This is a genomic window from Serratia sp. NPDC087055, assembly GCF_044900985.1.
GTDB lineage: Bacteria > Pseudomonadota > Gammaproteobacteria > Enterobacterales > Enterobacteriaceae > Serratia.
Genome location: NZ_JBJDOG010000001.1, coordinates 76,929 through 99,824, shown reverse-complemented (window position 1 = coordinate 99,824; position 22,896 = coordinate 76,929). Strand labels below are relative to the sequence as shown.

The following is a 22,896-nucleotide window of genomic DNA, read 5'->3' as shown; positions in this document are numbered from 1 at the left end:
ACGAGTTTAGAACCCGCCGCGCGCCGAACGGCCCACCGCCTCTCCCAACTGCCACACAGCCATCGCATAGTGCGTGCTGTGGTTATAGCGGGTAATGGTGTAGAAGTTAGGTAATCCATACCAATACTGATAGCCGGTGCCAATATCCAGACGCAGCAGGCTGGCCTCTTGGTTATCGCCCAAGGAACCCTGTGGAGTCAGGCCTGCCGCTGCCAGGCTGGCAACGGAGTAACGCGTTTTAAACCCATTTTCCAACCCTGGCGCCTGGCCGTTAGCCTGCACCGCAACAGGTTCGCCCTTGGCCCAGCCGTGTGCTTTAAAGTAGTTAGCCACACTGCCAATCGCATCCACCGGATCCCACAAGTTAATGTGACCATCACCGTTAAAGTCTACAGCGTAACTTTTGAATGAGGATGGCATAAACTGGCCGTACCCCATCGCTCCGGCAAATGAACCACGTAGATCCAGCGGATCATCCCCTTCAGTGCGTGACATCAGCAGGAAGGTTTCCAGCTCGCCGGCAAAATAATCGGCACGGCGTGGATAGTCGAAGGCCAAGGTAGCCAGCGCATCAATAATACGGGTTTTACCCATCACGCGGCCCCAGCGGGTTTCAACACCGATAATACCGACAATGATTTCGGGTGGTACGCCATAGACCTGATAAGCACGCTGCAGCGCATCCTGATACTGGTTCCAGAACTGCACGCCATTTTGCACGTTATCCGGCGTAATAAATTTATTGCGATAGCGCAGCCAGGAGCCGTTCGGTCCTGAAGGTGCCTGTGTGGATGGCGTTGGCGCTTGGCGATCCATCAACCGCAACACGGAATCCAGTCGCTTGGCTTGGGCCAGTACATCATGCAGCTGTTGACGATCAAAACCGTGTTCCTGAACCATTTTATCGATAAAACGGGCCGTATTGGGGTTATTGGCAAAATCACCGCCCAGTGGCTGACCGGAATGCGCTGGCGTCAGCAGGAACCCACCTTTCACCGTGCTGTCCTGAGGCGTAGCTGGGGTCGGCTTCGGCCCGCTGCTACAGGCAGTGAGTAAGGTAAGCAGGGGGAGAAGAGCAACTAAATGACGCATCGGATATCCATATAAGCCAGGCCAGTGATAAGTGGTGATTATGTTAATCCATTGTCTGGTGCGAACAAACTGGATTATGTCGCTCATCACAAGGCGGTAAGCCAAAATAGCCAAAAACGTGATTTGAAGCACAGAAACAAAGAATTAGTTAGGGTAGGCAACTATTCCGCCGAAACGTAAACCTTGATTAAATGAGAACAATTATCATATTGACACGCCACAGCGCATCACTACACTGCCCCTCTTTTTGGCTGCAACCCTGTCAGCAATGACGGATACAACGGAATGTTATTTTGGATTCTCTCGGACAGATCGCTAAAAATGTCTTTAAACGCCGCATAGCACGCAAGGAGTATGTTTTCTCCGTGATGGTGTTCGCCGCGGGCCTGGCACTGTTGTTATACCTGTCACCTTATCTCGATCAAAATCTCTTCCGAACTTACGCGCACAGTGATATCAGCACGTTTTTTGCGGTGTTTGTCTACCTGCTGTGCATTATGCTGTGGTCACTGTGTTGGATAGGTTTAACCCTTTGGCTGGTAGCCCGCACCGCATTTCGCCTTAATGACATAGGTACACCTGGTTGGCCTCTGGCGTTAGCCCTGTATCTGCTCAGCGTGGTGAATAATTATTACCCCGGCCCAGTGACGCGCTGGCTCATCGTTATTAGCCTGATTGGCCTATTATGCGCGTTGTTGTTGCCTACGGGATTATGCACGCGTAAACCGATGAAGGCCTGACCATCGCCACTGGCTATCTGCACGCCGAGCGGTCACAATGCCGCATTACTTCGCGCCAAACAGGAAATACCATGTCTTGCCACTACCCCGCCCATTACAGCTTTGATAACGATAGCGATGCCTGGCAGATCCACTTTCGTGATTTTCCTGAACAACAGGCCGCCTGCTATAAGCGTGAAGATGTAGAGCTTGAAGCCCAGGAAAGCCTGTTGATTGCCATCAAGCTGGAAATGGAAGAGGGCCGACCGGTACCTCCCCCTTCCCGCGCCTTACCGGAAGAATTAGCGATCCATGTGCCCGTATTGGTCAAACTCAAACTCGAACTGCATAACATTATGCTGTCCACCAGCGCCTCTAAAGCCTCTCTGGCACGTCAATTAGGGTTTAATGCTGGGCAGATGGATCGCCTGCTGGACGTCGCCTACGCCTCAAAAGTGGAAGCGCTGGAGCAAGCCCTCTACCTGTTAGGATATGAAGTCCAAACCTCGGTAGCAGAGATTCACCAGCAATAAGATAAATATTTTTAGCGGGGGCTAAATATTCTTCATTTTTCGCCGATGTGTTCATTACCGAACCATCAAGAGCAAAAGTGAAGGCTAAAAATGGAGTGGAGTCGCCGTAATATTTGGACCGTTATTCTGCTGTCGTGCCTTGTCTTCTGGGTCATCTTGTTGACGGGCGCAAACGCCGTCGCCTGATCCCTTTTCATAACATCACAGCAAACATAATGATAAAGCCCGTTTCAACGGGCTATTCCCTTCTTTTACCTGATAAAAAAGGTAAATAAAAATCGTTTCAAAACAGTAACCCTTGGTTAATAAACCGTCAAAAAGTGTGATCAAAAACACAGTATTGTAATCATGCTCATATTGGGAGTACATTAGCCCCGATCCTGTCGTGGTTCATGTTTTACCTCACGGACGTTGAAACACGACAACCGGATAATCTGTGGCCAAGGACGTTGTTCTTCATGTTGAAGGATCCGCCTAATCGCCACAAAGTATCCACAAAATACTCAGCACAACAATCGGGATCATTGGCTTGCGAGGGACTCCAAAAGGGAGTTGTTCAGTGAAATATTTTGTTATGGGCGTTTCATTCATGTTGGTTACATGGATTGGCACCTTTATGCTGATGGTTGCATAACCAAGGCATGGCCAGGAACATAGATAAAGGGGCGCATAAGCGCCCCTTTGTTGTTTCTGCACGCGGCTATTTTCCCGGCATCATGCGGCGCAAGGTGTCATCCTTGCGCAGATAATGGTGGTATAGCGCCGCCAGCGTATGTGCGCCAATAATAAAATAGCCGGTATTGGCGAGCGTTTCGTGCGTGCTTTTAATCACGCTACGCAGCACCGGATTGGGTGTGACGACTTGCGGAACTTGCCAGCCCAGCAACACCCACTCTTTACCCCCATAAGCCAGCGTCAGAACACCCAGCACCGGTAAGGCCAGGAACAGCACATAAAGCAGCACGTGGAAAATTTTGGCCCCCCACTCCTGCCATTCCTCAAGGGGTGGCGTGGTCGGCGGTGTGGCATAACGCCGACGCAATCCAAGCCGGATGAACATCAACAAGAAGACCATCAGGCCAAAGTTAAAATGCAGATTTTTGACCAGTGACGCCATATCATCCGGTACCGAATCTTTCAGCAGCATGGCTGAGTAAGTGAGGATCACCATCAATAACGTCAGCCAGTGCAAAACAATCTGTGATTTCGCGTAACGTTTGCCCATACACTCGTCCTGATAAATAAAGAAAATCTTATTGAAGGATAGTGGGTAAATGATGAAGAAAACCTTAGCAGAAAGAAAAAAGGCCGGAGCGAATGCACCGGCCTAGAGGAATTATTTGGTTGCCGTCGGGCTACTTTTGGCTGGCTTAATCAGCCCGTCAGCCCGGAACATGGCTTTGATACCGCGCACGGCCTGGCGGATACGGTCCTGGTTTTCGATCAGCGCGAAACGCACGTGGGTATCACCGTAGTCACCAAAACCGATGCCTGGCGATACGCAGACCTTGGCTTCCGCCAGCAGACGCTTGGCAAACTCCAGTGAACCAAGGTGCGCATAAGGCTCTGGGATTTTTGCCCAAACGTACATTGAGGCTTTCGGGTTCTCCACCATCCAGCCCGCTTCATGCAGCCCTTTTACCAGCACATTACGGCGTTGACGATATTGCTCTGCAATATCCAACACGCATTGCTGATCGCCTTCCAGTGCCGCAATAGCCGCTACCTGTAAGGGGGTGAAGGTGCCATAGTCATGATAACTCTTGATACGCGCCAGCGCGTTGACCAGCTCAGGATTACCGACCATGAAACCAATTCGCCAGCCTGCCATATTGTAGCTTTTCGACAGCGTGAAAAACTCCACCGCAATGTCCTTGGCACCAGGAACCTGCATAATGGATGGCGCTTTCCAGCCGTCATACACGATGTCGGCATAGGCCAGATCGTGGATCACCAGTACATTGTATTGTTTAGCCAGCGCAACTACGCGCTCAAAAAAGTCCAGCTCTACGCATTGCGCCGTCGGATTCGATGGGAAGCCGAGGATCATCATTTTCGGGCGCGGAATGGTTTCGCGTATGGCACGCTCCAGCTCACCAAAGAAATCCACACCGTCCACCAGCGGTACCGAACGCACCTGGGCACCGGCAATCACCGCACCGTAAATGTGGATCGGGTAGCTTGGATTTGGTACCAGCACGGTGTCGCCGTGATCGAGCGTCGCCAACATCAGGTGCGCCAGCCCTTCTTTTGACCCTATGGTGACAATGGCTTCGCTTTCGGGGTCGATCTCCACCTGGTAGCGATCGGCGTACCAGCGTGAAATAGCACGGCGTAAACGCGGGATGCCGCGCGAGGTGGAATAACCGTGGGTGTCGTCACGTTGTGCAACGGTGCAGAGTTTTTCCACAATGTGCGGCGGCGTTGGCCCGTCGGGGTTGCCCATGCTGAAATCGATAATATCCTCGCCGCGACGGCGTGCGGCCATCTTCAGTTCGGCGGTGATGTTAAATACATAAGGGGGGAGACGTTCAATACGCGTGAAACGGCGTTGCGGACTATTATCAGCCATAGATACCTCGAAGAGACGTTAGCGCCCGGACCATCCGAGCGACGCTGGCCAACCTAAGATTGACCGGATATTGAACATATCTCAGCCTTGGCAGGCTTGTCGATACCCGGCACAACATTTTTATTTGACGCCCCTAAACTCCGACACCAATAACCCGAACTGCCAGTCATCGCGCCATTGCCCCGCCAACTGGTAGTTATCGCGCAACGTGCCCTCCAACAGAAAGCCACAGGATTCCAGCAGTCGGCGCGAGGCAATATTGCCCTCGGTCACCGTGGCTGTCAGCTTATGAAAATCGCAGGCGTTAAAAGCAAAATCCAGCACTGCCCGCAGAGATTCCTTGCCATAACCCTTACCCTGCGCGAGCGGCAGGCTGCCATATCCCACTTCTGCCTGCCGGTAGGGGTGCCATTGTGGGCGAAAACCGGTCATACCAACCGCGTCTTCACTGGCCTTTTCTCTCATCACCAGGCACAGCCACTGCTCCCCATATTTGTCCCAGGCGGGGAGTCGGGCCTCAAAACGCGTGCGAATTTCTGCTTCACTGAGCGGGTCGGCAATATAACGAATCACCTCTGGATCCTGATACAGACGCAGGAACAGCGGCCAATCGTCGGCAGTGATTGACTCCAGGATCAAACGTTCAGTGACCAGTTTCATTGTTTCTATCTCCTAAAAACATAAACCTCCGAAAAACGAAAATGAGGAAGTTACGAATGAAAGATATCCCTTTATTTTCCCCTATTAAATCCAGATAATCATTAACGTTAAAACAACAAAACCATAACGCCTTACCCGGTCCCCTACAACCGTTCGTCGTTGCCTGCTGGCAGCGAGAGGAGAACACCATGGCTTCTTTACGCATTGACGATATTCCAAGCGCGATTAAAAGCGTCAAACAGCAACTGCGGCAAGCATTACCAAATTACCGAGAGACTTTCCTGGCGCTGGAGGACAATATCCGCCAGCAAGTCGAGAAAATCCGCCAGGAATTGGCGGCGGGTGAGAACCCGGTTCCGCAAATCGATGCCGAAGATATCCTGCAACAACGCGTCAGCGAACAGCAAAAAAAACTGATTAAACAGCGTGGCGCGTGCGCTATCCGTGGCGTATTTCCCCGTGACAAAGCCGCGGCCTGGAACCGTGAAATCGGTCACTACCTCGATCGCAACAATTTCGTCGAACGCTTGAAAGGCGCGGCCGAAGACAACTATTTCGGCAAACTCGCTGCCAGCAAGCCGCAGATTTACGGTATTTACTGGTCAAAACCGCAGGTAGAAGCGCGCCAGGACGCACGCATGCACGCGGTACAAGTATTCCTCAACAGCCTGTGGGAAACCGAAAGCAACGGTAGACAACATTTTGATCCAACGCGCGTCACGACCTATGCCGATCGTACTCGTCGCCGTCCGCCAAACTCTTCATCGCTGGGCCTGTCGCCGCACGTAGACAGCGGCACCATTGAGCGTTGGCTGGATGAGAACTTCCGCTATGTCTATCGTCACGTGTTCTCCGGCAATTGGCAATCGTATGACCCGTTCGCCGCCGATGGCCGTACTGAAGTGCGTGAGATCGCCTCTCCGGCTGTGTGTTCGATGTTCCGTACCTTTCAGGGATGGACGGCATTGACGCCACAGCGAACCAACGCAGGCACACTGAATCTGGTCCCCATCGCCAACGCCATGGCCTATGTGCTGCTGCGTGCGCTGCAAGATGACGTCGCCGATGACGATCTGTGCGATGCCGCGCCTGGCCGCGCACTGTCAATCTCGGAAAAATGGCATCCCCTTTTATTAAGTGGGATTTCCCCTATTCCTGATTTAGAGCCCGGCGACACCGTTTTTTGGCATTGCGACGTCATCCATGCGGTAGAAAACGAACATAACGGCGAGTTCGACAGCAACGTGATGTACATCGCCGCCGCGCCAGGTTGCGAGAAAAACGATGCCTACCTGCAACGCCAGCTGCCCAGTTTTATCTCGGGCAGAACACCGCCGGATTTTGCGCCAGATGATTTCGAAGTGGATTTCATTGGCCGTGCCACCGTCGATTTACTGACGCCGCTCGGCAAGGAACAGTTAGGCATCAAGTAACGTTCCCCCCCGTGGTGCGCCGCTCGGCCGCCACGGGGTCACTAGGCTGTGATATACTTCCCTCCCTATTCCCACCGCAACGAGAGCCTGTCGTGCACCCTTTTTTTGAAATGCTGCTAGCGGTGTTTGACCGCGCCGCGTTGATGCTAATTTGCCTGTTCTTCCTCACCCGCACCCGGCTGTTCCGCCAATTGCTGCAAAAAGAGGACCATACGCCGCTTGAGCTGGGCATGGTTACCGCCATTTTCTCGCTGTTTGCGCTGTTCAGTACTTACTCCGGTGTCAATGTTGAAGGCTCGCTGGTCAACGTGCGGGTGATTGCCATTATGGCTGGCGGCATTTTGTTCGGGCCTTGGGTGGGGGTCATCACCGGCATCATCGCCGGGGTGCACCGCTACCTGATCGATATCGACGGCATTACCTCCATTCCTTGCCTGATCACCAGCATTATTGCCGGTATCAGCGCCGGTTATATCAATCTGAAGGTAAAAAAGGAGCAGCGTTGGCGCGCCGGGATCCTCGGCGGCATGTTGTGCGAATGCCTGACCATGCTGTTGATTGTGCTGTGGGCTAAGCCGACCGAGTTAGGGCTGGATATCGTTTCCAAAATTGCGCTACCGATGATCCTTGGCACGGTGTGTATCGGCCTTATCGTGCTGCTGGTGCAAAGCGTTGAAGACGAAAAAGAAGTGATCGCCGCCCGTCAGGCCAAGCTGGCGTTGGACATCGCCCGCAAAACCCTGCCCTATTTCCGCAATATTAACAGCGAATCGCTGGCGACCATCTGCGACATCATTCGCCATGATATTCAGGCCGATGCGGTAGCCATCACCGATACTCACCAGGTGTTGGCTTACGTTGGCGTGGGCGAAGAAGCCTATCCGATGGGCCGTGAAGGGTTGAGCCGAGTGACGCGGGAAAGTATCCGGCACGGCAAGATCATCATCAAAAACAACCTGGAGAACCCCGCTACGCCGCAAATCCACTCGCAGCTGGTGATCCCACTGTGGGAAAAAGGTGAAGTGACTGGCGCGCTGAAAATTTACTACTGCCATGCCCACCAGATCACCAATACGCTGAAAGTCATGGCCGTTGGCCTGTCGCAGATTATCTCGACCCAGATGGAGGTGTCGCGTATTGAGCATCTACGCCAAATGGCGGATAAAGCGGAAATGCGCGCCCTGCAGAGCAAGATTAACCCGCACTTTCTGTTTAATGCGCTGAACGCCATTTCCTCTTCAATCCGCCTCAATCCAGACACCGCGCGGCAGTTGATTATCAATCTGTCACGCTACCTGCGTTATAACCTGGAACTGAACGACGAACTGATCGACATCCGTAAGGAACTGCATCAGATCCAAGATTATATCGCGATCGAACAAGCGCGGTTTGGCGCCAAATTGACGGTGATTTATGACATCGATGACGATATTTCGGTGCGTATTCCCAGCCTGCTGATCCAGCCATTGGTGGAGAATGCCATTGTACACGGCATCCAACCCTGTAAAGGCAAAGGTGTCGTGGTGATTGCCGTGAAAGATCAGGGCGACAGGGTTAAAATTTCGGTCAAAGACACGGGGCACGGTATCGATCAGAAGGTCATCGACCGCGTCGCCCGCAACGAAATGCCGGGGCACAATATTGGCTTACTGAACGTACATCATCGGGTCTCTTTGCTGTACGGTGAGGGGCTGCGTATCCGCCGCCTGGAACCCGGCACTGAAATTGCCTTTTACATCAGCAAAAATGGCGGCAAACTGCAGGTGGAAAACGGCGGACTGCCGGCAGGGGAGCCATCATGAAAGCCATCATTGTTGAAGACGAGTTCCTCGCCCAGGAAGAACTCAGCTACCTGATCAAAAAACACAGCAATATTGTCATCGAAGCCACCTTCGAGGATGGATTGGATGTGTTGAAATACCTGCAAAACCATCAGGTCGATGCGATTTTCCTCGACATCAACATCCCGTCGTTGGATGGGGTTCTGCTGGCGCAAAACATCAGTAAATTTGCCCACCGCCCTTCGATCGTATTTATCACCGCCTATAAAGAGCACGCGGTTGAAGCCTTCGAGATAGAAGCGTTTGATTACATCCTCAAGCCTTATCATGAAGCGCGTATCGTCACCATGTTGCAAAAGCTCGAAGCGTTGCATAACCGCCCCGCGGCCCTGCCGGAACAAGCCAGCGCACCAAGCCGCAACAAGAACAGCATTAATTTAATCAAAGACGAACGGATTATCGTTACCGACATTAACGACATCTATTATGCCGCTGCCGATGAAAAAGTGACGCGGGTCTACACCCGGCGCGAAGAGTTTGTGATGCCGATGAACCTCACCGAGTTTTACGGCCGCCTGCCTGAAGAACATTTCTTCCGTTGCCACCGCTCTTATTGCGTCAATCTGTCGAAGATTCGCGAAATTGTGCCCTGGTTCAACAATACCTATATTCTGCGGCTGAGCGACCTGGATTTCGAAGTGCCGGTCAGCCGCAGCAAGGTCAAAGAGTTTCGCAAACTCATGCGGTTATGATCGCCAGCGATTACCAGCGCGGCCCAGGAGCATAGTAATAGCCCGGAGGGGGTGGCGGTGGCATACGGTAATGCGGTCGATCGCGCCATTCACGCCGTGGCGGGCCGTAATAAATCACCCGTGGCGGCGGGCCATAATAATAACCACGCGGGCGCTCATAAACCCGATGTTCAGACCACCAGCGAGGATCGCGCCAGCGGTAACCGTCCCAATAATGGCCACGGTTATCACGATCGCCAATGTGCAATGACAAACCTGGCACATTCACGCCGATGGAGACGTCCGCATGGCTCACCAACGGCAGTGACAGCAATGCGGCCAATAACAACACTATTTTCTTCATTTCAACGACTCCTGCAGAGCGGAACCCGTCCGTTCACAGATAACATAGATCTGCGCCAAGCCCCGCTCTATAGGAACAATGCCCATTTACGCCATTCACACACATCCTTCACAATTCGAACACAATCGTAATGGGGAGATGCGCGATAAATCGCTAACATTCTTGATGTAGATCACGTGGCATCAGGTGCATTTCATCCCGTTTTAGCCCCTAAAACGGCAACTCATGCACCGCCAGATGCATTTCATTCCTTCCCCTGTGCAACTCATTCCCGATCCGCCGTCGTGTGGTACTACCAGCCATATAATATGCCCATACCGCGGGGTTCACGACACCGCCCGCAAATTTCAGCCAACGGCTAACGCCCGGCAATGCACATACAGGAAGGAGCCCGGCCATGAACACCAAACCGGCAAATCGCAGCTTAATCGTTCTGGGTACCATCATCTGTCAGATGGGCCTCGGTACTATCTACACCTGGAGCCTGTTCAACCAGCCGTTGGTCGACAAGTTTCACTGGGGCCTCGGCGACGTCGCGACCACCTTCTCCATCACCAGTTTCTTCCTGGCTTTTGCCACGCTGTTTGCCGGTAAGCTGCAAGAGCGTTTCGGTATCCGCAACCTGACACTGTGTTCGGGTATTTTGGTTGGCCTGGGTCTGATTGCCAGCGCTTACGTCAGCTCACTGGACATGATTTATCTGCTGGCCGGCGTAGTGGTCGGCTTTGCGGTCGGTATTGCTTATATCTCCACCCTGTCTAACCTGATCAAATGGTTCCCAGCCAACAAAGGGCTGATCTCCGGTATCTCTGTGGGTGCTTTCGGCAGCGGTAGCCTGTTGTTCAAATACGTTAACGCCGCGCTGATTGCCGACATCGGCGTCTCGTCCGCTTTCTTCTACTGGGGTGCCATTGTGATGGCGCTGATTGTACTGGGTTCCCTGCTGCTGAAAGAACCGGTGCTGGTGAGCAAATCTGCACATCAAAGCGCAGGCAGTTTGGGCAATGACTTCAGCGTACGTCAGATGTTGGCGACCAAAGAAGCCTACCTGCTGTTCACCATTTTCTTCGCGGCCTGCATGAGTGGCCTGTACCTGATTGGTATCGTGAAAGACATGGGCGTTCAACTTGCAGGGATGGATTTAGCGACCGCCGCCAATACCGTGTCCGCCGTTGCTATCTTCAACACCGCAGGGCGCATCATTCTGGGTACGCTGTCAGATAAAGTGGGCCGCATGCGCGTCATTAGCTTCACCATGCTGGTTACCGTGCTGGCGATTGTGGCGCTGAGCTTCCTTACCCTGAACCACACGCTGTTCTTTATCTGCGTCGGCGCCGTCGCCTTCTGCTTTGGTGGCAACATTACCGTATTCCCAGCGATTGTCGGTGACTTCTTCGGCCTGAAAAACCACAGCAAAAACTACGGCATCATCTACCAAGGTTTCGGTTTGGGCGCACTGGCCGGTTCGTTTGTCGCCAAATACTTCGGCGGCTTCCACGCGACCTTTATGGTGATTGGCGTACTGTCTGTTGTTTCTCTGGCTATCACCCTGTTCATCAAGGCACCAAAAGCGGTGGCGCAGGAAGAAGAAGACTTCCCACAGGCGGATCTGGTCAAAGCCTAATCCCTTGAATGACAAAAGGGGCGCAACCCACGGGTTGCGCCCCTTTTTTTATCACGGCTTTCGGTTACAAATGCATACCCAGCGTCTGACGCAAGTGAGCGCCAGCACCCAGTAAACCGGGTTGCCCATGGGTGATCATAAATACCGGGATATCCTGTACGTAATCCTTGAAACGCCCTTTATCCTCGAACGCCGCACGGAAACCGGAGGCTTTGAAGAACGCCATAAAGCGCGGCACGATACCACCGGCAATATAAACACCGCCAAAGGTGCCCAAATTCAGCGCCAGGTTGCCGCCAAAGCGGCCCATGATCACGCAGAACAACGACAGGGCACGGCGGCAGTCGATGCAGCTATCAGCCAAGGCGCGTTCGGTAATGTCCTTCGGCTCCAGTTTTTCTGGCAGACGCTTATCTGACTTGACGATAGCGCGGTAGAGATTGACCAATCCTGGCCCAGATAGCACACGTTCTGCGGAGACATGCCCAACTTCAGCGCGTAACACTTGCAGAATGATATCTTCTTCTTCACTGTTCGGTGCGAAATCAACGTGCCCCCCCTCACCCGGCAAGCTCACCCAGCGACGGTCAACGTGCACCAGATGCGCGACCCCTAACCCCGTACCGGCACCATATACCGCGATCGGTTTATCTTTCTGCGCACTGCTACCGCCAAACTGCAATACGTCGTCTTGCGACAACATCGGGATCGCCATCGACACGGCGGTAAAGTCATTGATCACTTCCAGATGATTCAGCCCCAGATTGGCCTTCATCTCTTTGATTGAGAATGCCCAGGTATGATTGGTCATGGCCACCCAGTCTTCAGTGACAGGACAGGCAATCGCAATACAGGCATCCTGAACCTGGATATTCTGCTCTTTTAAATATTGGCGAATCACGGCTTCCAGGCTGTCGAACTCCAGGCCGGAATAGGTTTTCGCCTGGGTAATTTCACCCGTCGCCACAGTGCACAACGCAAGGCGGGCATTGGTGCCGCCTACATCACCTACGAGGGCATAAGTCATCAGTATCTTCTCCGCAAAATGAATAATAGAAAGCTGCCCACACTGTAAAATCCCACTGCAAAAACAACAATCACCATCCTCTGCGCGGCCATCCATTAGCGATCTTGATCACAAAAAACGGTTCAGCCAACCCTTTCCAACCCCATTTGAAACAAATTGCGGCAAAAAACGGGCCACGGTCACTGTTAACCGTCATGACAGAAAGGCACTATTAACCGGCTGCGGCCTTTACGCCCGGCCAGAAATATCTTTGCGTGCCTGCGTGCCGATTGTCTGGCAAGCTGTGGCCACAACCATCACCCGTTCGGCCTGCCATCCAGGGCCATTGATAAGGGATCCCTGCATGCTGCACCCGCGCGCCAATGCCATGTTGGCTTTCGCTCTGCCCGCTCTCGTTATCGGTGCGGCCTCAAGCCTGGTCCTCATTCTGGTGATGAAATTCGCCGATGCATTGCAGCGGCTGCTCTGGGTGAATATTCCTGCGGCGATGAATATCGATACCCATTCGCCCTGGTGGCTGATCGGCATTCTGACGCTGACCGGCGTCGCCGTTGGGCTGATTATCCGCTACATGCCTGGCCATGCGGGGCCTGATCCGGCCACTGAGTCGCTGATTGGCATGCCACTGCCGCTTTCGGCACTGCCGGGTCTTGCGCTGGCACTGATCGTTGGCCTGGTGGGCGGCGTCAGTCTGGGGCCGGAAAACCCGATCACCGCCATCAATATTGCGCTTGTCGTGGCCATGGGCTCGCGTCTGCTACCCAAAGTCCCACGGATGGACTGGATTATTCTGGCTGCGGCCGGCACCATCGGCGCACTGTTTGGTACCCCGGTCGCGGCAGCCTTGATCTTCTCCCAAACCCTGGCGGGCAATAATGATGTACCGCTGTGGGACAGGCTGTTTGCGCCGTTGATGGCGGCGGCGGCCGGTGCCGTCACCACGCAGCTCTTTTTCACCCCAAACTTTGCACTGCAGATCGATGCCTATGCCGCTACCCGGCTGACGGATATTTTCAGTGGCTCGATCGTCGCCCTCATCGCTGTCGCACTGGGCATGGTGGCCGTATGGAGCTTTCCTCATGCCCATCGCCTATTCCACTCCATTAAAAATCCGGTGCTGATGTTGGGGCTAGGTGGCTTTGTACTGGGATTGCTGGCGTTGATCGGCGGTGATATCACCCTGTTTAAAGGGCTTGATGAAATGAAACGGCTGGCGATTGGCGAGAGTTTCTCCGTCACGGAGCTGTTGCTGATTACACTGACCAAACTGGCAGCACTGGTGATTGCTGCCGCCAGCGGTTTTCGCGGCGGACGTATTTTCCCTGCGGTCTTTATCGGGGTGGCGTTGGGCCTGATGCTGCATCAGCACGTCCCGGCGGTACCGGCTGCCATTACCGTATCCTGCGCCATTATGGGGTTAGTGCTGGTGGTAACGCGTGATGGTTGGCTTAGCCTGTTTATGGCCGTTGCCGTCGTGCCAGAATTGCACCTGCTGCCTGTGTTATGCGTCGTGATGTTGCCCGCATGGCTGGTACTGGCGGGCAAACCCCTGATGTTGGTGGGCAGACGCCAACCGCCACACGACGATTAGGCCAGCGCGTATTCCGCCGCAGCGCGCGCATGGATGGCTGTCGTGTCAAATACCGGCACTGACGCATCCTGCGCGCCAACCAGCAAACCAATCTCGGTGCAGCCGAAAATAATGCCTTGCGCCCCCTGCTGTTCCAGGTCACCGATAATACGGCGATATTCGTCGCGTGACGTATCGCGGATTTTCCCCAGGCACAATTCTTCATAAATAATGCGGTGCACAATGTCACGATCGGCCGCCACCGGGGTCACGACTTCTATGCCAAACTTTTCCTGCAGCCGCCCGCGATAAAATGCCTGCTCCATAGTAAAGCGCGTACCGAGCAGCCCGACACGGCGAATATCCTGTTGCCGTACCTGCAGCGCCGTTGCGTCGGCGATGTGAATGAGCGGTAATCCGCTTGCCTGTTCAACCGCATCCGCCACCTTGTGCATCGTGTTGGTACAAATGACGATGGCCTGCGCCCCCGCGGCACGTAGTGAGGCCGCCGCCGAGGCTAACAAGCGCCCCGCGCCGTCCCAATCGCCCTGATGCTGCAGGCGTTCTACCTCGTGGAAATCAACACTGTAGAGAACGATTTTGGCCGAATGCAGACCCCCAAGCCGGTCTTTCACCTGCTCATTGATCATGCGGTAATAGGGAATGGTCGATTCCCAACTCATTCCCCCCAGCAGGCCCAATACTTTCATCGTTTTCTCCTCAGTCATATTGCGGTCACTGCTCGACATTACCTGAGAATGACAGCGATGACGACGCCTTATTTAGCGGAAGAGTTGGCGGGTTGACGCGCATCAAACCAACGCTGGCGCAGCGTATCGTAGACCCAGTTATAAAGCATGGTGTACGGCAGGAAGAACAGGAAGAAACCGATCTCCAGCATAAACGCCTGCAGTAAAGAAATACTTAACATCCAGGCGGCGATAGGGACACCGATCAACACGAATCCCGCCTCAAAGCCCAGGGCATGAAACACCCGCACTTTAAGGTTACGTACCACACGGCCCACAGGCCACAAACGGTCAAAAAGGGTGTTATAAACCATATTCCACACCATAGCGACGGTGGACAACATCACCGCCAACGCACCGACCTGCACCATCGAACGGTTAAGCAACCACGCACCCAATGGGGCACAGATCATCACTGCGATGGCTTCAAACCCGACGGCATGGACGATACGTTCAATGAAAGACTTGTTTTGCAGTTGCATACATCACCTATTTTTTACCCTATTCATTGGTAAGGGCGCTGTAATCCGCGCCCCTATGACCAGGAACGAACTTATTCGCCCCTGACGAAAACCAGGTGATTATTATCGTATTTTTGATTAGATTAAAGATAGGTTCCATCGATAAAGTAGATACATCATGCGTTATTCCCCCGAAGCCTTACAGGCGTTTGTCGAAGCGGCCGCCCTCGGTTCCTTCTCTGCCGCCGCCCGCAAACTGCGCAAAAGCCAGTCAACGGTCAGCACGGCCATCGCCAACCTGGAAGCCGATCTCGGGTTAATCCTGTTCGATCGCCAGGCCCGGCAACCGGTCTTGACCGCTGCCGGGCACAAAGTCTTGGGTCACGTGCAGGAAATCCTCGCCGCCAGCGAGCGATTGGACGCACTGAGCATTCGGTTGGCGGACAACATCGAGCCGCGCCTCAGCCTGGTGTTCTCCGACACCTATCAGCCGAAGCACCATGACCGACTGATGCAACTTTTCGAGCAACGCTATCAGGATATCGAGCTGGAGTGGATGATCGCCGAAGAAGGCGACGTGCTAGATCTGCTACAAAGCGGTCGCGCGCACATTGGCATGGTTGAAGTACAGGCCAGTTACCCACCTGACATTGGTTTTGCACGGCTGCCGGAGCAGACGGAAATGGGGTTGTTCATCGCGCATACGCACCCATTGGCGCAGACTGTCACCCCAACGCCTGAACAACTGTCCAGTACGCGTCAACTTATTTTGAACACCTATACCGGGGCTGTTCCCCCCCGCTCTGGCGGTTTGGTATGGTCTGCACCCAGCTACCTGCTGTTGCTGGAAATGGCAGAGCAAGGGTTCGGTTGGGCGGTACTGCCACACTGGCTGGTTAAGCAATATGGCCACAACAAACTGACCGAGTTACGCCCGCGCGGCTGGCCCAAGCTGATATCGGTGGATGCGGTGTGGTCAAAGCTGACCCCGCCGGGGCCGGCGGGGTATTGGATGTTGGAGCGGCTACTGGAAAGCGATCAAGATCAGGCCGCCACGTTACGTGACTGAATCGCGCGCGAGATGGTGTCCAGTAATTCGGGGATATCCATCTTCGGCAGCACCACTTCAACAAAAGCCAGTTGCTGGCTGTCCGCTAACGCTTTTAAAGCCTGGCGTAGCTGTTCCGGTTCGGTGACTCGCAGCGTTTCCACCGGATGCTCACCCGCCAATGCCTGCGGCAGCAGTGTCCAGTTCCACTGAGCGATATCGTTATAACGCTGCTGCGGGCCGTGGATTGCCCGTTCAACGGTATAACCGTCATTATTCAGCAGGAAGATCACCGGTTTTAGCCCGTCACGCAACATCGATCCCAGTTCTTGCGCCGTAAGCTGCGCCGAACCGTCGCCGATCAACAGCACCACCCGCCGATCTGGCTCCGCCGTTTGTGCGCCGAACGCCGCCGGCAGGGTATAACCGATAGACCCCCACAGCGACTGGACGATAAACCTGCATCCCTGAGGCAGGCTAAGCCCCGCAGCGCCAAAACAGGCGGTACCCTGTTCGACGATCAGGATATCGTTTGGCCGTAAAAAGTCCTGAATCTGCTGCCAAAAGCCATGTTGATCCAACCCTGTCCCCGTGGGGTCCGGCAAAGTTGGACGCTCGATGGCCGGTAATTGCCACTGTTTCGCCAGCGACAACGTTAATTGGTGTAGGGCGATGATCGCATCATGCATCGGGATCTGGCTGAATACCTGATGCCCAACGCGTGCTTCAAATGGCTGAACATCAATGCGCTTCTCCACAGGCAAATGATGGGTGAACCCAGCCGTAATGGTATCGGTGAAACGCACGCCGACGGTAATCACCACGTCTGCATTCTCAATCAGCTGTTTCACCTGCGGATCGCTGGCTGCCCCAGCATAGGTGCCCGTAAAGCAGGCATGCGTTTCGTCCAACACGCTCTTTCCCATCAGCATCGTTGAATGCGGCATGTCGACCTCCGCCATCCACTGTTCCAACCCCCTTTCAGCACCAAAACGTTCCGCCAAAAAATCGGCCAGCAAAGAAACCCGTCGTGCAGGAAGCAACATCTCACGTGCGGCCGCGACAAATGCCTGCAGTGATGCCTGTGAAAGATTTGCCTGCCGCAACATAAGCGGTGTAGGTCGGGACGCCAACGGCGCTTCTGCCACCTCACTCGGCAGCAACAGGTAGACAGGGCGATGCTCAAACAGCGCGGTGGTCAGCAGGCGATCGATCTCTGCTTCTGCGTTGTCGGCAGTGAGGCTGGCCTGCGCCACTGTCACTTCTCTCGCCATCCGGGCAAAATGACCAAAATCCCCATCCCCCAGCGAATGGTGCAGTAAATCCCCAGCGCGCTGCGCGCGTAGCGCCGGGGCACCAACGACATGGATCACCGGCAAATATTCTGCATAGCTGCCCGCAATGCCGTTGACCGCACTGAGTTCACCGACGCCAAAAGTGGTCAACAAGGCCGCCGCCGGTTTGCAACGCGCATAACCATCTGCTGCATAGGCAGCGTTAAGTTCATTGGCACATCCCACCCAGGTGATCTGCGGGTGAGCGATAACGTGATCGAGAAACTGCAGATTGTAGTCCCCAGGCACACCGAAGAAATGCCGGATACCAATCTGAGCCAAACGATCGAGTAGATAATCAGCCACCGTATAGTTTTTACTCATGATCATCACCTACCAATGGTTGTAATTTCTACTACTAAGTATCGAAGAAATTGCACAAATTTCGAACTTTGCGCTTAAAAGGCAATTGGCAACCTTGCGTTACATCCCCCGCTTTGGCATTTATGATAAATCCCCCATCAACGGGGTGAGTCGTCACCCGCCAAGCGTGATCAAGCACTCTGACAAAGACAGTGAAAGCGCATACACTAAAATTCATTTCATCTCTGCTGAAAAGGGTTTGTATGCTTTATCAGGCTGATTCTTCACGCTATCAAAGTATGGAATACCGCCGCTGCGGACGCAGTGGTCTACAACTCCCGGCAATCTCACTGGGCTTATGGCACAACTTTGGTGACACGACGCTGTATGACAATGCGCGTAAACTGATCCACTGCGCGTTCGATCACGGCATCACGCACTTTGATTTGGCAAACAATTATGGCCCGCCTCCCGGCTCTGCCGAGGAAAACTTCGGCCGCATTCTTAACGCGGATTTGAAGCCCTGGCGTGATGAACTGATCGTCTCCTCAAAGGCCGGTTACACCATGTGGCCGGGCCCTTATGGCGACTGGGGATCGAAAAAGTACCTGGTTGCCAGTCTGGATCAAAGCCTGCGGCGCATGGGCCTGGAATACGTCGACATTTTCTACCACCATCGTCCTGATCCAGATACACCACTGGAAGAAACCATGGCCGCGCTGGATCTGCTGGTACGTCAGGGCAAGGCGCTCTATATCGGGTTGTCCAACTACCCCGCCGACCGTGCGCGCCAGGCGTTCGGCATTCTGCAAAAGCTGGGCACGCCCTGTGTCATCCACCAGCCCAAATACTCTCTGTTCGAGCGTTGGGTTGAACCCGAATTATTGGATACGCTGGAAGAGCACGGCGTGGGTTCCATTGCCTTTTCACCGCTGGCAGGTGGCCTGTTAACCGATCGCTACCTGCATGGCATCCCGCAAGACTCGCGCGCCGCCAGCAGCAGCCAGTTCCTTCAACCCGGTCAGCTCACAGAGGAAAAGCTAGAGAAAGTCCGCAGACTCAATGCGCTGGCACAACAACGGGGGCAGAAGCTGTCGCAGATGGCATTGGCCTGGGTATTGCGTGGCGATCGCGTTACCTCAGTGCTGATTGGTGCCAGTAAAACCAGCCAGATTGAAGACGCCGTTGGCATGCTGAACAACCGCACCTTCAGCGAAGATGAAATCGCCCAAATTGAACAGATTCTAATGTAATCGCTTACAGTTATCGCCGGAATCCCCCCCGGCGATAACCCCACGACGACAGACAAATCTTAAATCGTTCGCCCCACCCCGCTTTTCAGAATCCCTCTAAGATTCAACCCTATCCACAACGGTTAATATGCCAATATTGCAGGTAAAACTATAAGGCTGTTTTATAAACTGATGAACGCGCTTCATTATCGATAAAACCGGCCAAACCGCTGCGGCGGATAGGAGTATTCATGTTTAAACCTCTGTTATTGGCCGCTCTCTTGGTGGTATCGACAGTGCCCGCCGTACAGCAGGCAAAGGCTGAAGGCATCAGTATCGATTTGATGCCAGGCGTTTCACTACGCATAGGCGAACAAGACAACCGCGGCCGCTATTGGGACGGTTACGACTGGCGCGACCGTGACTGGTGGCAAGGCCACCAAGGCCGCTATCTGGGCGACCGTAGCCGGCGGGGATATTACTGGGACGGTTATCGCTGGCGCGACAACGACTACTGGCGCAAAAATTATTACTATCATGATGGTCGCTATCGTAAATACGATAAGCACTACTATAAGCATCATGATAAGCACCATTGGAAAGATCGGCGTCATGATGACCGTGATCATCGCCGCCATGGCAATGACGATCGCGACGATTAACGGCAAAAACCGGCATGATCCCCTAATGCCGGTAAGTTAATGTTTATCCAAAAATGTGGGCAACGTTTCGGTCGAGCAAGGCCCCTAAGAACTTCAGGGTGCCTTGCTCGTTTATCGACCGGAAATAACGTGACACTCGCTAAAAACACCTTATTGGGTGCCCGCTCAAAGAACACTGCTCACCAACAGATAACCATTTAGCCCAATCACCACCAGCACAATCAACTTACCTGTCGCCTGTATAGTGCGGCTGTTCACCATATCCCCCATCAGCTCACGATTACCGGTGAACGACAGCAGCGGCACCAGAGCCAATGCAATACCGAAACTCAGTAAAACCTGGCTCAACACCAGAATGCGCGTCGCATCCATCCCCAACATAATGACGATAAACGACGGCAACATGGTAACGACCCGGCGTACCCACAGCGGTATGTAAAAGCGAACAAAACCTTGCATCACCACTTGCCCCGCCAGTGTTCCCACTACGGTGGAAGACAACCCAGCAGCTACCAGACTCAGCCCGAAAATGGTTGCAGCCGCCTGGCCCAACAAGGGTTGTAGCGTCAAATAGGCCTGATCGAGGTCGGTAATCCCGCTGTGGCCATTAAAGTGGAAAGCCGCAGCGGCGGTAGCCATCATCGCCAGATTTACAAACCCAGCAATGGTCATGGCAATAGCAACGTCAACCTTGGTGGCCGCGTAACGATCGGCCTTTGAGTTTTCCCCAGCGGTCTGGGTTAACGATGAATGCAGATAAATAACGTGCGGCATGATGGTCGCCCCCAGCACACCTGCCGCCAGAAATACCGCATCGCCGTTCGGCAAATCCGGTATCGCCATGCCTTTTAATAATGGCCCCAACTGCGGCTGCGAAAACACCAGTTCCACCATGTACGCCAACGCGACAAACAATAGAAGGCTGCCGATCACCCATTCCAAGGGTTTCTCACCGCGTTTTTGCAACATCAGGATCAGGAAGGTGGCAATACCTGTCAGGATCGCGCCCTCCAGCAGCGTAACGCCCAACAACAGTTTGAAGCCGATCGCCGCACCGATAAACTCGGCCAGATCGGTTGCCATTGCAATGATTTCTGCCTGCACCCAATAGGCCCAGACGGCCGGACGAGGGAAACGATCGCGAATATGCTCCGCAAGGTTTTTACCGGTAGCAATACCCAGTTTGGCGGACAACAGCTGGATCAGCATCGCCATGACATTGGCCCACACCACCACCCAGAGCAAGGTATAACCAAAAGAGGCACCGGACTGGATATTGGTGGCAAAGTTGCCAGGATCGATATAGCCGATAGCCGCGATAAAGGCGGGCCCCATCAGAGAAAGTTTGATCTTCCTGGATGAGCCCTGGGGACTTTCAGCCACACGACTGTTCAGCATTTTCTGAACCCTTACTTCTAATAAGCCTGTGGTTATCTTATGTAAATGATAATAATTATCAAGTGCATTTAGAGCGGTAATACTTATCTCTGTAATAGAGGAAAACGACGGGTTTAACGAAGGGTTTCGGCCAGAGGTGAACATTTTCCGCACTCTTCCGGGCCGAATTCAGAGCATAAAAGGACTTATAATCAAATTTATGCATGAATAGGAATTTCATATGCATTCATTAACCTATTGATTTTTTATGCTTTACCGTACTATTTTAAGACGTTTCCCACTATGATTTTCCATATTTGCAATAGAGCTCTCGTTTTTAAACGTGGCGTTACATAAAATGACATCCGAAATTCAGCCTGCCTCAAGTTTGGAGCAAACATGTCCCATATTGCGCACTTTGCGTTGGCGTTAGTGGTGGTCGCGATCCTGGCACTCTTGGTGTGCCGCGATCGTAAAAGCATCCGCATTCGCTACGTTATTCAACTGTTGGTTATTGAAGTACTGCTGGCCTATTTTTTCCTGCATTCGGAAGCGGGTTTAGGCTTTGTAAAAGGATTCGCAGCGCTGTTTGACAAGCTGCTCGGGTTTGCTGGGCAAGGGACTGAGTTTGTATTCGGTGGCATGGGTGATAAAGGTCTGGCCTTCTTCTTCCTGAAGGTTCTGTGTCCAATCGTCTTCATCTCCGCACTGATCGGTATTCTGCAATACATTAAAGTACTGCCGTTTATCATCCGGATTATTGGTACCGTGCTGTCAAAAGTAAACGGTATGGGCAAGCTGGAATCGTTCAACGCCGTTAGCTCATTGATCCTGGGCCAGTCTGAGAACTTCATTGCCTATAAAGATATTCTGGGCAAGATGTCAGAAAAACGCATGTACACCATGGCGGCAACCGCGATGTCTACGGTTTCCATGTCCATCGTTGGTGCTTACATGACCATGCTGGATGCCAAGTTCGTGGTCGCGGCACTGGTTCTGAACATGTTCAGCACCTTTATTGTGCTGTCATTGGTCAACCCGTACGACACCAGTAAAGAAGAAGAACTGCATCTGGGCAATTTGCACGAGGGCCAGAGCTTCTTCGAAATGCTGGGTGAATACATCCTGGCTGGTTTCAAGGTAGCTATTATCGTTGCCGCAATGCTGATCGGCTTTATCGCCCTGATCGCCGCGCTCAACGGCCTGTTCAGCGCCATCTTTGGCCTGAGCTTCCAGGAAATTCTGGGCTACTTCTTCTATCCATTCGCTTGGATTATGGGTATTCCTAAGCACGAAGCGTTGCAGGTTGGCAGCATCATGGCGACCAAACTGGTTTCCAACGAATTCGTCGCGATGATGGAACTGCAGAAAGTCTCTGCTGAACTGTCACCACGCAGCATGGGTATTCTGTCCGTGTTCCTGGTGTCCTTCGCCAACTTCTCTTCCATCGGTATCGTTGCCGGTGCGATTAAAGGGCTGAATGAGCATCAGGGCAACGTGGTGTCTCGCTTCGGTCTGAAGCTGGTTTATGGTTCTACACTGGTCAGCATCCTGTCTGCATCCATCGCAGGCCTGGTTCTGGGCTAAGCCAAAACCCTATGACACAAAGGTCGCTTCGGCGGCC

The 22,896-nt window shown here is 53.4% G+C and carries 22 protein-coding genes; 12 read left to right on the top strand and 10 right to left on the bottom strand.

Annotation, left to right across the window (positions count from 1 at the left end; all coding sequences use genetic code 11):
- Positions 1 to 6: 6 nt before the first annotated feature.
- The gene (mltB, locus tag ACI2J2_RS00470; RefSeq protein ID WP_209638762.1) at positions 7 to 1,092 is read right to left on the bottom strand and encodes a lytic murein transglycosylase B; all 1,086 of its coding nucleotides are present in this window, start codon (positions 1,090 to 1,092) and stop codon (positions 7 to 9) included.
- Positions 1,093 to 1,385: 293 nt separating this feature from the next.
- Between mltB and ACI2J2_RS00465 the strand changes: the two genes are divergently transcribed.
- The 3 genes from ACI2J2_RS00465 (at position 1,386) to ypdK (ending at position 2,978) form a co-directional block, all read left to right on the top strand.
- Positions 1,386 to 1,832, top strand: a complete 447-nt coding sequence (locus ACI2J2_RS00465; protein ID WP_265555557.1) for a DUF805 domain-containing protein — start codon at positions 1,386 to 1,388, stop codon at positions 1,830 to 1,832.
- A gap of 71 nt (positions 1,833 to 1,903) precedes the next feature.
- Positions 1,904 to 2,344, top strand: coding sequence for a hypothetical protein (locus ACI2J2_RS00460; protein ID WP_404759190.1), 441 nt, complete (start codon positions 1,904 to 1,906; stop codon positions 2,342 to 2,344).
- Between the two features lie 559 nt (positions 2,345 to 2,903).
- On the top strand, positions 2,904 to 2,978 hold the full coding sequence (gene ypdK, locus ACI2J2_RS00455) for a membrane protein YpdK (RefSeq protein WP_104410986.1): 75 nt from the start codon (positions 2,904 to 2,906) through the stop codon (positions 2,976 to 2,978).
- Positions 2,979 to 3,044: 66 nt separating this feature from the next.
- Here ypdK and ACI2J2_RS00450 read toward each other — a convergent pair whose 3' ends face one another.
- The 3 genes from ACI2J2_RS00450 to ACI2J2_RS00440 form a co-directional block, all read right to left on the bottom strand.
- Positions 3,045 to 3,569 (bottom strand): cytochrome b, encoded by a 525-nt coding sequence (locus tag ACI2J2_RS00450; RefSeq protein WP_404759189.1) that lies wholly within the window; start codon positions 3,567 to 3,569, stop codon positions 3,045 to 3,047.
- 111 nt (positions 3,570 to 3,680) lie between these two features.
- Positions 3,681 to 4,916, bottom strand: coding sequence for an alanine transaminase (gene alaC, locus ACI2J2_RS00445; RefSeq protein ID WP_404759188.1), 1,236 nt, complete (start codon positions 4,914 to 4,916; stop codon positions 3,681 to 3,683).
- A 120-nt stretch (positions 4,917 to 5,036) separates the two neighbouring features.
- Positions 5,037 to 5,576, bottom strand: coding sequence for a GNAT family N-acetyltransferase (locus ACI2J2_RS00440; protein ID WP_265555550.1), 540 nt, complete (start codon positions 5,574 to 5,576; stop codon positions 5,037 to 5,039).
- Between the two features lie 188 nt (positions 5,577 to 5,764).
- On the opposite strand from ACI2J2_RS00440, the gene ACI2J2_RS00435 reads away from it, so the two are divergent.
- The 3 genes from ACI2J2_RS00435 (at position 5,765) to ACI2J2_RS00425 (ending at position 9,542) form a co-directional block, all read left to right on the top strand.
- On the top strand, positions 5,765 to 7,009 hold the full coding sequence (locus tag ACI2J2_RS00435) for a DUF1479 domain-containing protein (protein WP_404759187.1): 1,245 nt from the start codon (positions 5,765 to 5,767) through the stop codon (positions 7,007 to 7,009).
- A 110-nt stretch (positions 7,010 to 7,119) separates the two neighbouring features.
- Complete coding sequence (locus ACI2J2_RS00430; RefSeq protein ID WP_245210056.1) at positions 7,120 to 8,811, top strand: sensor histidine kinase; 1,692 nt, start codon at positions 7,120 to 7,122, stop codon at positions 8,809 to 8,811.
- A complete protein-coding gene (locus tag ACI2J2_RS00425) occupies positions 8,808 to 9,542 on the top strand; it encodes a LytTR family DNA-binding domain-containing protein (protein ID WP_209638747.1) in 735 nt (244 codons plus the stop codon). Before ACI2J2_RS00430 ends, ACI2J2_RS00425 begins: the two co-directional genes overlap by 4 nt.
- A 10-nt stretch (positions 9,543 to 9,552) precedes the next feature.
- Here ACI2J2_RS00425 and ACI2J2_RS00420 read toward each other — a convergent pair whose 3' ends face one another.
- On the bottom strand, positions 9,553 to 9,885 hold the full coding sequence (locus ACI2J2_RS00420; protein ID WP_209638745.1) for a DUF2502 domain-containing protein: 333 nt from the start codon (positions 9,883 to 9,885) through the stop codon (positions 9,553 to 9,555).
- A gap of 397 nt (positions 9,886 to 10,282) precedes the next feature.
- On the opposite strand from ACI2J2_RS00420, the gene ACI2J2_RS00415 reads away from it, so the two are divergent.
- Positions 10,283 to 11,509 (top strand): OFA family MFS transporter, encoded by a 1,227-nt coding sequence (locus tag ACI2J2_RS00415; protein ID WP_265555544.1) that lies wholly within the window; start codon positions 10,283 to 10,285, stop codon positions 11,507 to 11,509.
- A gap of 64 nt (positions 11,510 to 11,573) precedes the next feature.
- Here ACI2J2_RS00415 and glk read toward each other — a convergent pair whose 3' ends face one another.
- Complete coding sequence (glk, locus tag ACI2J2_RS00410) at positions 11,574 to 12,539, bottom strand: glucokinase (protein ID WP_404760259.1); 966 nt, start codon at positions 12,537 to 12,539, stop codon at positions 11,574 to 11,576.
- Between the two features lie 340 nt (positions 12,540 to 12,879).
- Here glk and ACI2J2_RS00405 point away from each other — a divergent pair, with 340 nt between their 5' ends.
- On the top strand, positions 12,880 to 14,127 hold the full coding sequence (locus ACI2J2_RS00405; RefSeq protein ID WP_404759186.1) for an ion channel protein: 1,248 nt from the start codon (positions 12,880 to 12,882) through the stop codon (positions 14,125 to 14,127).
- Here the strand turns inward: ACI2J2_RS00405 and ACI2J2_RS00400 are convergent.
- Complete coding sequence (locus ACI2J2_RS00400) at positions 14,124 to 14,816, bottom strand: aspartate/glutamate racemase family protein (RefSeq protein WP_209638739.1); 693 nt, start codon at positions 14,814 to 14,816, stop codon at positions 14,124 to 14,126. The genes ACI2J2_RS00405 and ACI2J2_RS00400 overlap by 4 nt on opposite strands.
- A 68-nt stretch (positions 14,817 to 14,884) precedes the next feature.
- On the bottom strand, positions 14,885 to 15,337 hold the full coding sequence (locus tag ACI2J2_RS00395; protein ID WP_209638737.1) for a multidrug/biocide efflux PACE transporter: 453 nt from the start codon (positions 15,335 to 15,337) through the stop codon (positions 14,885 to 14,887).
- Positions 15,338 to 15,494: 157 nt separating this feature from the next.
- Here ACI2J2_RS00395 and ACI2J2_RS00390 point away from each other — a divergent pair, with 157 nt between their 5' ends.
- Positions 15,495 to 16,385: a LysR family transcriptional regulator gene (locus ACI2J2_RS00390; protein ID WP_209638735.1), complete on the top strand. Its 891-nt coding sequence runs from the start codon at positions 15,495 to 15,497 to the stop codon at positions 16,383 to 16,385.
- Here the strand turns inward: ACI2J2_RS00390 and ACI2J2_RS00385 are convergent.
- Complete coding sequence (locus tag ACI2J2_RS00385) at positions 16,361 to 18,022, bottom strand: alpha-keto acid decarboxylase family protein (protein WP_404759185.1); 1,662 nt, start codon at positions 18,020 to 18,022, stop codon at positions 16,361 to 16,363. The two genes, ACI2J2_RS00390 and ACI2J2_RS00385, sit on opposite strands and share 25 nt — an antisense overlap.
- A gap of 242 nt (positions 18,023 to 18,264) precedes the next feature.
- On the opposite strand from ACI2J2_RS00385, the gene mgrA reads away from it, so the two are divergent.
- Together mgrA and ACI2J2_RS00375 are read left to right on the top strand one after the other, a co-directional pair.
- Positions 18,265 to 19,254 carry an L-glyceraldehyde 3-phosphate reductase gene (gene mgrA / locus ACI2J2_RS00380; protein ID WP_404759184.1) on the top strand — a complete coding sequence of 330 codons (990 nt, stop codon included), beginning with the start codon at positions 18,265 to 18,267 and terminating at the stop codon, positions 19,252 to 19,254.
- 230 nt (positions 19,255 to 19,484) lie between these two features.
- On the top strand, positions 19,485 to 19,895 hold the full coding sequence (locus ACI2J2_RS00375; protein WP_265555533.1) for a DUF2502 domain-containing protein: 411 nt from the start codon (positions 19,485 to 19,487) through the stop codon (positions 19,893 to 19,895).
- Between the two features lie 165 nt (positions 19,896 to 20,060).
- Here the strand turns inward: ACI2J2_RS00375 and ACI2J2_RS00370 are convergent, their stop codons facing one another.
- Entirely contained in the window at positions 20,061 to 21,293 is a 1,233-nt protein-coding gene (locus tag ACI2J2_RS00370) for an Nramp family divalent metal transporter (RefSeq protein ID WP_209638728.1), read from the bottom strand.
- A gap of 378 nt (positions 21,294 to 21,671) precedes the next feature.
- On the opposite strand from ACI2J2_RS00370, the gene ACI2J2_RS00365 reads away from it, so the two are divergent.
- Positions 21,672 to 22,859 (top strand): NupC/NupG family nucleoside CNT transporter, encoded by a 1,188-nt coding sequence (locus tag ACI2J2_RS00365; protein ID WP_037423734.1) that lies wholly within the window; start codon positions 21,672 to 21,674, stop codon positions 22,857 to 22,859.
- Positions 22,860 to 22,896: the final 37 nt, after the last annotated feature.

Bases quoted from the DNA above. Each gene is read 5' to 3' on its own strand.
- ACI2J2_RS00420 (WP_209638745.1), bottom strand. From the start codon at position 9,885: ATGAAGAAAATAGTGTTGTTATTGGCCGCATTGCTGTCACTGCCGTTG.
- ACI2J2_RS00375 (WP_265555533.1), top strand. From the start codon at position 19,485: ATGTTTAAACCTCTGTTATTGGCCGCTCTCTTGGTGGTATCGACAGTG.
- ACI2J2_RS00460 (WP_404759190.1), top strand. From the start codon at position 1,904: ATGTCTTGCCACTACCCCGCCCATTACAGCTTTGATAACGATAGCGAT.
- mgrA (WP_404759184.1), top strand. From the start codon at position 18,265: ATGCTTTATCAGGCTGATTCTTCACGCTATCAAAGTATGGAATACCGC.
- ACI2J2_RS00405 (WP_404759186.1), top strand. From the start codon at position 12,880: ATGCTGCACCCGCGCGCCAATGCCATGTTGGCTTTCGCTCTGCCCGCT.
- ACI2J2_RS00385 (WP_404759185.1), bottom strand. From the start codon at position 18,022: ATGAGTAAAAACTATACGGTGGCTGATTATCTACTCGATCGTTTGGCT.
- ACI2J2_RS00390 (WP_209638735.1), top strand. From the start codon at position 15,495: ATGCGTTATTCCCCCGAAGCCTTACAGGCGTTTGTCGAAGCGGCCGCC.
- ACI2J2_RS00440 (WP_265555550.1), bottom strand. From the start codon at position 5,576: ATGAAACTGGTCACTGAACGTTTGATCCTGGAGTCAATCACTGCCGAC.
- ACI2J2_RS00430 (WP_245210056.1), top strand. From the start codon at position 7,120: ATGCTGCTAGCGGTGTTTGACCGCGCCGCGTTGATGCTAATTTGCCTG.
- ACI2J2_RS00415 (WP_265555544.1), top strand. From the start codon at position 10,283: ATGAACACCAAACCGGCAAATCGCAGCTTAATCGTTCTGGGTACCATC.
- ACI2J2_RS00425 (WP_209638747.1), top strand. From the start codon at position 8,808: ATGAAAGCCATCATTGTTGAAGACGAGTTCCTCGCCCAGGAAGAACTC.
- ACI2J2_RS00450 (WP_404759189.1), bottom strand. From the start codon at position 3,569: ATGGGCAAACGTTACGCGAAATCACAGATTGTTTTGCACTGGCTGACG.
- ACI2J2_RS00365 (WP_037423734.1), top strand. From the start codon at position 21,672: ATGTCCCATATTGCGCACTTTGCGTTGGCGTTAGTGGTGGTCGCGATC.
- ACI2J2_RS00435 (WP_404759187.1), top strand. From the start codon at position 5,765: ATGGCTTCTTTACGCATTGACGATATTCCAAGCGCGATTAAAAGCGTC.
- alaC (WP_404759188.1), bottom strand. From the start codon at position 4,916: ATGGCTGATAATAGTCCGCAACGCCGTTTCACGCGTATTGAACGTCTC.
- ACI2J2_RS00395 (WP_209638737.1), bottom strand. From the start codon at position 15,337: ATGCAACTGCAAAACAAGTCTTTCATTGAACGTATCGTCCATGCCGTC.
- ACI2J2_RS00400 (WP_209638739.1), bottom strand. From the start codon at position 14,816: ATGAAAGTATTGGGCCTGCTGGGGGGAATGAGTTGGGAATCGACCATT.
- ACI2J2_RS00370 (WP_209638728.1), bottom strand. From the start codon at position 21,293: ATGCTGAACAGTCGTGTGGCTGAAAGTCCCCAGGGCTCATCCAGGAAG.
- mltB (WP_209638762.1), bottom strand. From the start codon at position 1,092: ATGCGTCATTTAGTTGCTCTTCTCCCCCTGCTTACCTTACTCACTGCC.